This window comes from Streptomyces typhae, from assembly GCF_009755605.1.
In the GTDB taxonomy this organism is placed as follows: Bacteria; Actinomycetota; Actinomycetes; order Streptomycetales; family Streptomycetaceae; genus Streptomyces; species Streptomyces typhae.
In genome coordinates, this window is the sequence record NZ_WPNZ01000021.1 from 1 (window position 1) to 12,608 (window position 12,608).

General features: G+C 72.2%; 12 protein-coding genes. 6 read left to right on the forward strand and 6 right to left on the reverse strand.

Going from position 1 to position 12,608, the window contains the following annotated elements; genetic code table 11:
• The coding region (locus tag GPA10_RS44155) for a PHP domain-containing protein (RefSeq protein WP_198351751.1) at positions 1–151 on the reverse strand (151 nt) is incomplete at its 3' end.
• Between the two features lie 184 nt (positions 152–335).
• Here GPA10_RS44155 and GPA10_RS30715 point away from each other — a divergent pair.
• The 5 genes from GPA10_RS30715 to GPA10_RS30735 all read left to right on the forward strand — a co-directional run bounded on the left by GPA10_RS30715 (position 336) and on the right by GPA10_RS30735 (position 6,908).
• Complete coding sequence (locus tag GPA10_RS30715; RefSeq protein WP_058851696.1) at positions 336–1,679, forward strand: DUF2252 domain-containing protein; 1,344 nt, start codon at positions 336–338, stop codon at positions 1,677–1,679.
• A 104-nt stretch (positions 1,680–1,783) separates the two neighbouring features.
• Complete coding sequence (locus GPA10_RS30720) at positions 1,784–2,473, forward strand: hypothetical protein (protein ID WP_157168344.1); 690 nt, start codon at positions 1,784–1,786, stop codon at positions 2,471–2,473.
• Positions 2,474–2,512: 39 nt separating this feature from the next.
• Complete coding sequence (locus tag GPA10_RS30725) at positions 2,513–3,331, forward strand: thioredoxin domain-containing protein (protein ID WP_058851698.1); 819 nt, start codon at positions 2,513–2,515, stop codon at positions 3,329–3,331.
• 146 nt (positions 3,332–3,477) lie between these two features.
• On the forward strand, positions 3,478–5,220 hold the full coding sequence (locus GPA10_RS30730) for an alkaline phosphatase D family protein (protein WP_425505840.1): 1,743 nt from the start codon (positions 3,478–3,480) through the stop codon (positions 5,218–5,220).
• Between the two features lie 17 nt (positions 5,221–5,237).
• Complete coding sequence (locus GPA10_RS30735) at positions 5,238–6,908, forward strand: serine/threonine-protein kinase (protein ID WP_157168346.1); 1,671 nt, start codon at positions 5,238–5,240, stop codon at positions 6,906–6,908.
• 30 nt (positions 6,909–6,938) lie between these two features.
• Here the strand turns inward: GPA10_RS30735 and GPA10_RS30740 are convergent, their stop codons facing one another.
• A complete protein-coding gene (locus tag GPA10_RS30740; RefSeq protein ID WP_058851700.1) occupies positions 6,939–7,508 on the reverse strand; it encodes a dienelactone hydrolase family protein in 570 nt (189 codons plus the stop codon).
• 59 nt (positions 7,509–7,567) lie between these two features.
• Between GPA10_RS30740 and GPA10_RS30745 the strand changes: the two genes are divergently transcribed.
• Positions 7,568–8,659 carry a mechanosensitive ion channel family protein gene (locus GPA10_RS30745; RefSeq protein WP_058851701.1) on the forward strand — a complete coding sequence of 364 codons (1,092 nt, stop codon included), beginning with the start codon at positions 7,568–7,570 and terminating at the stop codon, positions 8,657–8,659.
• A 56-nt stretch (positions 8,660–8,715) separates the two neighbouring features.
• On the opposite strand, the gene GPA10_RS30750 is transcribed toward GPA10_RS30745, so the two are convergent.
• From GPA10_RS30750 to lspA, 4 genes are all read right to left on the reverse strand, one after another.
• A complete protein-coding gene (locus GPA10_RS30750) occupies positions 8,716–10,284 on the reverse strand; it encodes a Na+/H+ antiporter (RefSeq protein WP_157168420.1) in 1,569 nt (522 codons plus the stop codon).
• Positions 10,285–10,427: 143 nt separating this feature from the next.
• Complete coding sequence (locus GPA10_RS30755) at positions 10,428–10,928, reverse strand: GNAT family N-acetyltransferase (protein ID WP_425505841.1); 501 nt, start codon at positions 10,926–10,928, stop codon at positions 10,428–10,430.
• Positions 10,925–11,866: an RluA family pseudouridine synthase gene (locus GPA10_RS30760; RefSeq protein WP_343041505.1), complete on the reverse strand. Its 942-nt coding sequence runs from the start codon at positions 11,864–11,866 to the stop codon at positions 10,925–10,927. Before GPA10_RS30760 ends, GPA10_RS30755 begins: the two co-directional genes overlap by 4 nt.
• A 23-nt stretch (positions 11,867–11,889) precedes the next feature.
• Positions 11,890–12,600 carry a signal peptidase II gene (gene lspA, locus GPA10_RS30765; RefSeq protein WP_343041506.1) on the reverse strand — a complete coding sequence of 237 codons (711 nt, stop codon included), beginning with the start codon at positions 12,598–12,600 and terminating at the stop codon, positions 11,890–11,892.
• Positions 12,601–12,608: the final 8 nt, after the last annotated feature.

The window sequence follows — 12,608 nt, forward strand, 5'->3', positions numbered from 1 at the left end:
ACGCCCCGTGCAGATTGCCGTGATCGGACATCGCGATATGCGTCATGCCCATCTCATTGCACGCCTTGAACATGTCCTTCAGCCGCGCGGCACCGTCCAGGAGCGAGTACTGGGTGTGGACGTGCAGGTGCGTGAAGGGCGGCTTCGACACGGCTTGGGCCTCCGGGTGGGACTCTGCGGGCGGCTGGGGTGGACAGCGTGGAAGTCTAGTCCGGCTCACTGACACCGTCCGGGCACTCGGGAGTACGCGGCCGGGCACTCGGGAGTACGGTCGTCCGTTGGATGGAGAGGGCGGAGAGCCGTCCCCCATGTCGTGCACCAGGAGGCACCCCCCGATGTCGGTCCCGCAGCCCCCCGCCGACCAGCGCGGCGAGGAGATCCTCGCCGTCTTCGGCACCGCGTTCGGCGAGCTGCTCGCCGCCGACCCCGCCGCGTTCCGGGTGAAGTTCCGGAAGATGGCGGCCTCCGCCTTCGCCTTCTACCGCGGCACGGCGTGCCTCTTCTACCACGACCTGGAGGGCGAGCACGCGGACGGCGGGAAGCACGGCGGCCCCTACGTGGACGACCGCACGGGCCGGGTGTGGATCCACGGCGACCTGCACGCCGAGAACTTCGGCACGTACATGGACTCCCAGGGCCGCCTGATCTTCAACGTCAACGACTTCGACGAGGCGTACGTGGGCCCCTTCACCTGGGACCTGAAGCGCCTCGCGGCCTCCCTGGCCCTGATCGGGTACACCAAGGCGCTCAGCGACGAGCAGATCACGGACCTCGTGCGCACGTACGCGGCGGCCTACCGCGAGCGCGTCCACGACCTGGCGACGGGCGCCAAGAGCGACGAGGTGCCGCCCTTCACGCTCGACACGGCCCAGGGCCCGCTCCTGGACGCCCTGCGCGCGGCCCGCTCCCTGACCCGCTTCGAGCTCCTGGACTCGATGACGGAGATCCGCGACTTCGAGCGCCGCTTCGCGCCCGGCGGCGGCTCCATCGAGCTGGACGCCGCCACCCGGTACAAGGTCCTCGCCGCCTTCGACGGCTATCTGGAGACCCTCCCCGAATCCTCCCTCGCCCGCCCCGACTCCTACCGCGTGAAGGACGTCGTGGGCCGCCGCGGCATCGGCATCGGCTCGGCGGGCCTGCCGTCGTACAACATCCTGCTCGAGGGCAACAGCGACGCCCTGGAGAACGACGTCGTGATCTACCTCAAGCAGGCCCAGACCCCGGCCGTCTCCCGGCACATCACGGACCCCGCCATCCGCGACTACTTCCAGCACGAGGGCCACCGCACGGTCATCTCGCAGCGGGCCCTGCAAGCGCACGCCGACCCCTGGCTCGGCTGGACCGAGCTGAACGGCACCGGCCAGCTCGTCGCCGAGGTCTCGCCGTACGCGGTGGACCTGGACTGGTCGGACATCGACGACGTGGAGGAGATCTCCGCGGTGGTGGCCGACCTGGGCCGGGCCACGGCGACGATGCACGCCGCGGCGGACGACGAGAGCGGCCACTCCGACCTGGTGCCGTTCTCCACGGAGCGCGCCATCGACGCCGCGATCGCCGCCGACGAGACCGGCTTCGCCGACCTCCTGGTGGACTTCGCGCACAGCTACGGCGCACGGGCCCGCGCGGACCACCAGATCTTCGTCGACCTCTTCCGCAACGGCCGCATCCCGGGCCTGTAGGCCGGATGTCGCCGTTCGCCGGTGCCGCGGGAACGTCCACGGGGACTTTCACAGCGACCCTTTAGGGGTCTCTTACGACGACACGTGGCACACTCGCTTGCGCGATGGACATATCCGGGACCCAGCTCAGAGTGGCGCGTGCGGCGGTGTTCACGGCCCTGGTCGTGACGCTCTCCGCCGCGTCGCACGTGCTGCTGTCCCGCGCCCCGCTGCCGCTCACCTCGTTCGCCGCGGTGACCACCGCCGTGTTCCTCATCGCGTACGCCCTCGCGGGGCGCGAGCGGGGCTTCGGCGCGATCGCCGCCCTGCTGATCCCGCTGGAACTCGCCGCTGACACGGTGTTCACGGCGGGCCAGCACGTCTGCTACGGCCAGGCGGGCGGCCCGGTCGCCGGGCCCCTGCGCTCCGTGGGCTTCGACGTGCTGTGCGGCGGCGGCAGCGTCGGCACGCCGCTGGCCCGGATGGCGGGCGGCGGCGAGAGCCACGGCGCCACCGCGCTGCTCGCCGACGCCGACCCCGCCGCGGCCTGGCTTCTGCTCGCCGCGCACATCGCGACCGGGCTGCTCGCCGCCTCCTGGCTCGGGCGCGGTGAACGCGCCGTCGCCAGGCTGCTGCGCGCCGCCGCAGCGGCGACGTTCCGGCCACTGATCGTCGTGGTCGCCGCGGTGACCCCGCGCAGCGAGCCCGCGCGCCGCCTGCCGCGCCCCGTGCGCCGGACGCCGGTCGTCCGCAGCAGACTGCTCGTGCACAGCGTGGGACGGCGTGGACCGCCGTGCTCGGCCGCATTCGCCTGAGCACAGCCGTATCCAGCAGCCCCACCACGGAGAAGAATCATGAGCAAGCGCAACAGCCAGGCATCGAAGCAGGCGGCCCGCGAGCGGATCCGCGCCCAGCAGGAGGCGGAGCGCCGGCGCGAGAAGCGCAAGCGGTCGATCCTCGTCGGCGCCTCCATCCTCGGTGTCCTCGCCATCGCGGGCGGCGTCTCGTACGCCGTCGTGCAGAACAACAAGCCCGGGTACTGGGACGAGGCCAAGGACAAGAAGCTGGTCAAGCCTGCCAACACCACCGGTGAGAACGGCACGACCGTCGTCGTCGGCAAGGCGAGCGCCAAGAAGACCCTGAAGGTCTACGAGGACCCGCGCTGCCCCGTCTGCGCCAGCTTCGAGCAGGCCGTCGGCCCGACGGTCGAGAAGGACCTCAAGGAGGGCAAGTACAAGGTCCAGTTCATCGGCGCCACCTTCCTCGACCGGAACCTCCCCGGTGAGGGCTCCCGCAACGCGATGAGCGCCCTCGGTGCCGCCCTGAACGTGTCCCCGGACGCCTTCCTCGCCTACAAGAAGGCGCTGTACTCGGCCGACAACCACCCGAACGAGCAGGAGGACAAGTTCAAGGACGACGACCTGCTGCTGAAGATCGCCAACGAGGTGCCCGAGCTCAAGAAGAGCGCGGCCTTCAAGAAGGCGGTCGAGGACGGCACGTACGACCGGTGGGCCCTGGAGATGTCCAAGACCTTCGACGACAACAAGGACGGCGTCGAGGGGACCCCCGCCTTCGTCATGAACGGCAAGCAGCTCAAGGGCGCCGACGGCAAGAACGCGCCGATGTCGGTCCAGGAGTTCGACAAGGCCGTCGGTGAGCAGCTGAAGGCCTGATCCTCGGGGCCACCAGGCCCGCGCCGGGAGTGGCGAGGCCTGATCCGGGGGTTATCACGCAGGCGCAGTAGGCGCGTTGCGGAAGAGCGGGCGAACTTTTGGCAGTCGCCCGCTCTTCGCCGTTACCGGTCCGTAGGGTCCGCCCTGTGACCAGTCGAATAGACAACAACGCCGCCGCGTCCGCCGAGGTTTCCGAGAGATCCCCGGACGCCTCCCGCGCACCGAGCCGCCGCACCGTCGTCAAGGCCGCGGCCGCGGGCGCCGCCCTCGCCGCCCCGCTCGCGGCGATCCCGGCCGCCCGTGCCGCCGACGGTCCCGCCTTCCTGCACGGCGTCGCCTCCGGTGACCCGCTGCCCGACGGCGTCCTGCTGTGGACGCGCGTCACACCGGTGCCCGAGGCGTCCCCGGGGTCCGGGAAGGGCCCGGACACCGAGGTGCGCTGGGAAGTGGCCGAGGACAAGGACTTCACGCGGGTCGTCCGCAGCGGCACGATCACGGCGAAGGCCGCGGGCGACCACACGGTCAAGGCCGATGTAAGGGGCCTGCGCCAGGCGAGCACCTATTACTACCGCTTCTCAGTGAGCAACGGTGGCAGCGGTGGCAGCAGTGGCAACGAAGGCGGCGAGGGCGGGTCGCCGGTCCGCTCCCCCGTGGGCCGCACCCGCACCGCACCCGCCCACGAGGCCTCGGCGGCCGGAATCCGCTTCGGGGTCGTGTCCTGCTCCAACTGGGAGGCCGGGTACTTCTCCGCCTACCGCCACCTGGCCGCGCGCACCGAACTCGACGCGGTCCTGCACCTCGGCGACTATCTCTACGAGTACGCGTCCGGTGGCTTCGCCTCGTCCGGCGACGTCGTGCGCGAGCACCGGCCCCGGCACGAGATCCTCACCCTCGCCGACTACCGCACCCGGCACGGCGCCCACAAGAGCGACCCCGACGCACAGGCGATGCACGGCACGCACCCGGTGATCGCGATCTGGGACGACCACGAGGTCGCCAACGACGCCTGGTCGGGCGGCGCGGAGAACCACACCCCGGCCACCGAGGGCCCCTGGGCCGCGCGCGTGGCCGCCGCCAAGCAGGCCTACTTCGAGTGGATGCCGGTGCGCCCGGCCACCGAGGGCACCGTCTACCGCCGGCTGCGCTTCGGCAGGCTCGCCGATCTGCACCTGCTCGACCTGCGCTCCTTCCGCTCGCAGCAGGCGGGCGTCGGCAGCGGCGACGTCGACTCCCCCACGCGGACGATCACCGGCCGCGCCCAGCTCGACTGGCTGAAGTCCGGCCTGACCGCCTCGAACGCCACCTGGCAGCTCGTCGGCACCTCGGTGATGATCTCGCCGGTCGCCTTCGGGTCGCTGCCCGCGTACCTGCTGAAGCCGCTCGCGAAGCTGCTCGGCCTGCCCGAGGGCGGTCTCGCCGTCAACACCGACCAGTGGGACGGCTACACCCACGACCGCAAGGAGCTGATCGGGCACCTGCGCGACAAGGCCGTCCGGAACACGGTCTTTTTGACCGGTGACATCCACATGGCGTGGGCCAACGACGTGCCGGTGACCGCCGCCACCTACCCGGGCTCGCCGTCCGCGGCCACGGAGTTCGTCGTCACGTCCGTGACCTCCGACAACGTCGACGACTTCCTGAACGTCGCGCCGCACACGCTGTCGCTCGTCGGCGTCGCCGCGGTCAAGGCCGCCAACCGCCATGTGAAGTACCTGGACATGGACTCGCACGGGTACGGCGTCCTGGACGTGACCGAAGAGCGGTCCCAGATGGACTACTACGTCCTCTCCGACCGCACCGACCCGCACGCGACGTCGTCGTGGGCTCGTTCGTACCGCACCGTGAGCGGGACGCAGAAGGTCGAGCGGGTGCACGCGCCGGTGCGTTAGCCCCTACCCTGGCGCCCATGAGTGGCCGGGGGGACATGGTCGACGGGCGCTTCGAGTTGCTGGAGCGGCTCGGCAGCGGCGGCATGGGCACGGTGTGGCGGGCGCGCGACACCGTGCTCCACCGCGAGGTGGCGCTGAAGGAGGTACTGCCCCCGGGCCCGGAACCGGGCGGTGACGCCTCCGGGGAGCCGCAGGGGCAGGAGACCTCCCGCGTACTGCGGGAGCGCGTCCTGCGCGAGGCCAGGGCCCTGGCCCGGCTCAACCACCCGCACGTCGTGACGATCCACCACATCGTCGACGTCGAGCCGCATCCGTGGCTCGTGATGGAGCTGCTGCCCGGACGCACCCTCCAGGACCTCCTCGAAGAGCGCACACTGCCGCCCCGGGAGGCGGCGCGCATGGGACGCGAACTGCTCTCGGCCCTGCGTGTCGCCCACGCGGCGGGCATCCTGCACCGCGACCTCAAACCCGCCAACGTCCTGCTGCGCGCCCCCTCCCCCGGCCGGCCGGACGGCGTTCCGCCCGTCGTGCTCACCGACTTCGGCATCGCCGCGCTGCGGGGCTCCACACGGCTCACGGCCACCGGCGACCTGATCGGCTCGCCGGAGTACATGGCTCCCGAGCGCGTCCGGGGCACCGGCGAGGGCCCGGAGGCCGACCTGTGGTCCCTCGGCCTGGTCCTGTACGTGGCCGTGGAGGGCGAGAGTCCGCTGCGCAGGACCTCCACCCTGGCCACGCTGGCCGCGGTCCTGGAGGAGCCGGTGCCGCCACCGGTGCGCTCGGGTCCGCTGGCGCCGGTCCTCGCGGCGCTCCTCGTACGGGACCCGGCGCTGCGGCCCACGGCGGACCGCCTCGACGAGCTGCTCGCCGCGGTCGCGGAGGGCGTGTCGTACCAGCCCACCGAGACGGCACCGCGGCCCGCCGCACCCCCTGCTCCCGCGACTCCGCCGGACCCGGTGCCGCCTCCCGCGCCCCCACCCGGCCCCGCACCGGGTCTACCCACCACTGCCGCCACTCCCGCCGCCTCCGGCCCGTTCCCCGCCGGTGACGCCCGGCGGCGCACACCGGTGATCGTGGCCGCGGTGGCGGTGGCCGTCGCCCTCGTGGCGGGGATGGCCCTCGCCCTGGCGCTGCGTGACAGCGGGAGCGACGGCGCCGGAGACGGCGGCGCCCGTACGAGCGGTGCCGGGGCCGGAACGTCCCGTACGCCGGATTCTGCCGGGCCGCCCGCCGGCGCAACCCGCACGCCGTCCGCACCGGCGCCCGCACCGCCGCCCTCCGCCACGACCGGCCCGCCCGCCGGGTCACCGGCCGAGTCACCGCCCGGCTCGGAACCCGCCTCGTCGGCGCCGCCCCCGTCCGGGCGCTGGATCGCGCAACTGCACTCCGAACCGGACAGCTCGTCCGCCGCCACCCGCGACCGCAAGCTGGCCGCCCTGCGCAGGGCGGTGCCGGAGGCCCGGTACCTGCACAGCGACGACTACGCCTCGCTGCGTCCGGGCTTCTGGGTGTTCTACGCGCCGGGCCCCTTCGCCGACGGCGGGGCGGCGCTGCGGTTCTGCGCGGAACGCGGCCGCACCACGGACAGGGCGTGCCTGGGGCGCTATCTCAGCGACAGCGGCGCGGACCTGCCGCTTCAGTGCAAGCCGCCCGCGAGCAGCCCGGTGGGCCGCTGCACGCGCCCCTGAGCGGCCGCCGCCGCGCGGGAGGCGCGCAGGTCACAGGCTGTCCAGGAACCCCAGTGCCGTGCGCCACGTCGCCTCCGCCGCCTCGGCGTCGTAGTCGTCCAGGTCCGGGTCGGTGTACAGGTGACCGGCGCCCGGATAGCGGTAGACCTCCACGTCGGCCCCGGCGCGGCCCATCCGCAGGTACCAGGCGTTGAGCCAGTCGTCCGTCTCGAACGGGTCCGGCTCGGCGACGTGCAGCTGCACCGGCAGCTCGTCCACGGACGCGTTCTCGGCGATGTCCGAGGTGCCGTGCAGCAGGAGCAGGCCGCGCGCCTTGTCGTCACCGAGGGCGAGGGTCTGTCCGATGGAGGCCCCGAGCGAGAAGCCCGCGTAGACCACGCCCCGCTCGGAGAGGGGCGCGGCGGCGAGCACCGCGCGCTTCAGGAGCTCGTCCTTGCCCAGCTCCTCCTTGAAGGCCAGCCCTTCCTCGACGGTCCCGAAGGTGCGGCCCTCGAAGAGGTCGGGCGTCCACACCTCGTGGCCCGCCTCGCGCAGCCGGTCGGCCGCCGCCCGCACCGCGGGCCGCAGCCCGTACGTCGAATGGAAAAGCACGATGTTCATGGAACCATCGTGCCACCTGCCTACTGGAGCAGTGGGCGGGTGCACCTACCCTCGGAGGCATGGAGAACGTACTGCGTCCGTTGATCGTGATCGGCGGCTCGGTCGTGCTCACGCTTGCGGTCGGCTGGCTGGCCGACTGGGTGCTGCGCCGTGCCGACGCCCGACAGCCGCACCAGCCCCTGTGGGGGCTGCTGCGGCGCTGCCGGCTGCCGCTGCAAGTGGTCATGTGCACGGCCCTGCTGAGGGGTTCGTACGAACAAGCGAAGATCACCGAAGAGCACTCGGTGGGCCTCGGCAGAGCGCTCACGCTGGTGCTGATCGGCTCGGTGGCCTGGCTCGCCGTGCGGATCTCCGCTGCCGTGGTGGAGTCCTCGTACGCGCGCTACGCCAACGCGCACCGCGACCCGGCCCGGGTCCGGCGCGTCCGTACGCAGGTCACGCTGATCCAGCGCGTGGTCGCGGCCGTCGTCGGTGTGGTCGCCGCCGCCGCGATGCTGCTGACCTTCCCCGCCATGCAGGCGGCCGGGGCCTCGCTGCTCGCCTCGGCGGGCATCCTCGGCATCGTCGCCGGTGTGGCCGCCCAGTCCACCCTCGGCAACCTCTTCGCGGGGCTTCAGATCGCCTTCGGCGACATGGTGCGGATCGGCGACACGGTGGTGGTCGACGGCGAGTGGGGTGTCGTCGACGAGATCACCCTGACGTTCCTGACGGTGCGCACGTGGGACGAGCGGCGGATCACGATGCCCGTGTCGTACTTCACGTCGAAGCCGTTCGAGAACTGGTCCCGCGGCGGCGCCCAGATGACCGGCACCGTCTTCTTCCAGCTCGACCACACGGCACCGATGGCGGCCATGCGGGAGAAGCTGCACGACATCCTGCGCGACTGCGCCGCCTGGGACGGCCGCGACTGGGGTCTCGCCGTCACGGACACCACGCCGAACACCGTCCAGGTGCGGGCCCTGGTGACCGCCAAGGACGCCGACGACATATGGACGGTGCGGGTGACGGTGCGCGAACAGCTCGTCGCCTGGCTGACCGAGCACCATCCGTACGCGCTGCCCCGGGTCAACACGGCCTGGGCGGCGGAGTCGCCGAACGGGGACCGTCCGCGCCCGATGACTCCGCACGTGCCGCGCACGGGACGCGGCTGACGACACCGGTACCCGCGGCCGCCCCTCCTGTCACCGGAAGGGGCGGCCGCTCCGTGTCACCGCAGGCTACGTACGTCGAGGTGGTGCAGCACCCGGTCCACGATCTCCGGGTCGTAACCGGGTTCGCTGCGGGCGGACAGGACCTCGTGGCGGGCGGCCGACATCATCTCGCGCTGGATGCGCTGGAGGGCCTTCAGCCGGTCGACCCGCTTCACGTGCCGCTCGCGGCGCTCGTCGTCCACGATGTCCGGGCTGATCCGGGCGCCGATGTCGAAGGCGCCGCGCAGCAGCCGCTCGGAGATCTCCTCGGGCAGCTCCTCGACGTCCTCGATCTCCTTCAGACGGGCCTTGGCGGCCTTGGCGGCGCGCACCGCGAGCGCGCGCTCGAGATCCCGCTCGGCGTCGGTGTCCGCGCGCACGCCGAGCCTCTTCACCAGCCACGGCAGCGTGAGGCCCTGCGCGACGAGCGTCGCGACGATCACGCAGAAGGCGATGAAGACGATCTCGTCGCGGGCGGGGAACGGAGTCCCGGCGTCCGTCTCCAGCGGAATGGCGAGGGCCAGTGCGACCGACGCCACACCGCGCATCCCCGACCACCACATGACGACGGTCTCGCGCCAGGTGGTCGGGATCTCCTCGTCGTAGTCCCTGCGCTTGTGCAGCCGCTTGGCAAGCCAGGTGGCGGGCAGGAGCCACAGCAGGCGTACGCCGACGACGACCGCGACGACGGCGGCGCCCCAGCCGGCCATCTCCCACTCGCGCCCGTCGGCAGTGCCGAAGACGTTGTGCAGTTCGAGCCCGATGAGCCCGAAGGCGACGCCGGTGACGAGCGTGTCGACGATCTCCCAGAAGGACTGTCCGGTGATCCGGCCGAGTACGTCGTCGGCGTCGGTGGCGTTCTCCGCGAGATAGAGCGCGGTGGTCAGCACGGCGAGGACGCCGGAGCCGAGCAGCTCCTCGGCGAGGACGTAGGCGACGAACGGCACCAGGAGCGTCAGGCCGGTCTGAAGGGTGGCGTCGTCGAGGAGGGCCATCAGCTTGTTGGAGAGCCAGCCGAGCACGAGGCCGACGGCCACGGCGACGACGGCCGAGAGCACGAGCTGGCCCGCGGCGGCGGACCAGGAGAAGTCGCCGCTGACGGCGGCGGCGATCGCCACGTGGTACAGCACGATGGCGGTCACGTCGTTGAAGAGGCCCTCGCCCTCCAGGATCGACACCAGGCGGCGCGGCAGCCCGAGCGACCCGGCGACGGCGGTCGCGGCCACCGGGTCCGGCGGGGCGACGAGCGCGCCGAGGGCGACGGCGGCGACCAGCGGCAGGCCCGGCACCACGGCGTTCGCGACGGCCGCGACGGCGGCGGTGGTCACGAACACCAGCGCCACCGCGAGCAGCAGGATCGGCCGGATGTTGGCCGCGAACTGCCGCCAGGACGTGCGCTGCACGGCCGCGTACAGGAGCGGGGGCAGGACGAGCGGCAGGATGAGGTCGGGCGGCACGTCGACGTTCGGCACGAACGGCACGAAGGCGAGGACGCCCCCGATGAGTGTCATGAGCACCGGCGCGGGCAGCCCGACCCGGTCCCCCAGCGGTACGGTGACCAGCGCCCCCAGCAACAGCACGAGCATCAGTGCCAGTTGATCCACGGGGTGCCCTCCGGCGGTGGGAGACGGAAACGATCAGCCCCTCAACCTTGCCACGCACCCCGCGCGATCACGCCGCACGACCACGGCGCCTTGCGCGACAGCTACGGCAACGCTTTCCGCGTCGACTACAGCAACGCCTTGCGCATCGCCAGATGCGGAATGCCCGCGTCCAGGAACTCCGCTCCGTACGCCGCGTAGCCGAGCCGTTCGTAGAACCCCAACGCATGCGTCTGCGCGTGCAGGTCGACAGCCGTGAGCCCGCGTTCCCGGGCGGCGTCCTCTATGGCCCCCACCAGCGCGGCCCCGGCGCCGAGACCCCGCGCGGAACGCAGCACGGCGAGCCGCCCGAGCGCCCCGACGCCGGTGTCCGGATCGCCGTTCTTCACGACCGCCGCGGCGCCGGTGAGCAGCCGTCCCGTGCCCAGGGGCGTCCCGTCGCCGCTCCGCACGGCGAGCACGTGCACGGCCCCCGCGTCGTACTCGTCGTACTCCAGGTCCTCCGGCACCCCCTGCTCGGCGACGAAGACCTCCTTGCGCACGGCGAAGCAGGCGTCCAGGTCTCCCTGGTCCGCCGCGACCCGGCAGGTCACCCCGGCGTCGGCGGCCACGCCGTCCGGGGCGGTCACGCGCTCTCCGCGCGGACCCGGTCGAGCGCCTGCTGGAGGTCGTCGGGGTAGTCGCTCCCGAACTCCACCCACTGGCCGTCGCCGGGGTGCTCGAAGCCGAGCCGCATCGCGTGCAGCCACTGGCGGGTGAGGCCGAGGCGCTTGGCGATCGTGGGGTCGGCGCCGTACGTCAGGTCGCCCACGCAGGGGTGCCGGTGCGCCGACATGTGCACGCGGATCTGGTGGGTGCGGCCCGTCTCCAGCTTGATGTCGAGCAGGGAGGCGGCGCGGAAGGCCTCGATCAGGTCGTAGTGCGTGACGGAGGGCTTGCCCTCGGCCGTGACCGCCCACTTGTAGTCGTGGTTGGGGTGGCGGCCGATGGGGGCGTCGATGGTGCCGCTCATCGGGTCGGGGTGGCCCTGCACGAGCGCGTGGTAGCGCTTGTCGACCGTGCGCTCCTTGAACTGGCGCTTCAGCGACGTGTACGCACGCTCCGACTTGGCGACGACCATCAGCCCGGACGTGCCGACGTCCAGGCGGTGCACGATGCCCTGGCGCTCCGCGGCGCCGGAGGTCGAGATGCGGTATCCGGCGGCGGCGAGACCGCCGATCACGGTCGTGCCGGTCCAGCCGGGGCTCGGGTGCGCGGCCACGCCCACGGGCTTGACGATCACGACGATGTCCTCGTCGTCGTGCACGATCTCCATGCCCTCGACGGGCTCGGCGACGACCTGTACGGGCGGGGCCGCCTGCGGCATCTCCACCTCCAGCCAGGCGCCGCCGTGCACGCGCTCGGACTTGCCGGCCACCGCGCCGTCGACCAGCACCTTGCCTGCGGCCGCGAGCTCGGCGGCCTTCGTGCGGGAGAAACCGAACATGCGCGAGATGGCGGCGTCGACGCGCTCGCCCTCCAGGCCGTCCGGTACGGGCAGGGTACGGATCTCGGGAATCGTGCTCACCCCACGAGTATGCAGGAGGGGTGTCAGTCCTTGTGCACGGTGCCGTCGGGGTCGAGCCCGCGGAAGGAGAGCAGCACGATCAGGATGCCGCCGCAGACGATCGCGGAGTCCGCGAGGTTGAACACCGCGAAGTTCTTCGGCGCGATGAAGTCGACCACCGCGCCCTTGAAGAGGCCCGGCGAGCGGAAGATCCGGTCGGTGAGGTTGCCGAGCGCGCCGCCGAGGAGCAGACCGAGGGCGATCGCCCAGGGCAGGCTGTACAGCTTGCGGGCGAGCCTGGCGATCACGACGATCACGGCCGCGGCGATCACCGTGAAGATGATCGTGTACGCCTCACCGAAGCCGAACGCGGCGCCCGCGTTGCGGATGGCGTTGAAGCGCAGCAGGTCGCCGACCACCTCGATCGAGTCGTGGTGCTCCAGCTTGGCGACCACGATCATCTTGCTGATGAGGTCCAGGCCGTAGGCGAACAGGGCCACGCCGAACAGCACGGCGATCTTGCGCCGCCCCTTGGGGCGCTCGCCCTCGGGGCGCTCGTCGTTGGACGGCGCGGCGTCCGTGGCGCCGGATTCTTCCGTGGCGCCGGATTCTTCCGTGGCGCCGGATTCTTCCGTGGCGCCGGATTCCTCCGTGGAGCCGGATTCCTCCGTGGAGCCGGAAGCGGACTGCTCCGGTCCGGCTCCCGCCGCCTCAGGGATGTCCGGCGTACCGATGATGCGCTCCGCCTCTGCCACGTGAGTCC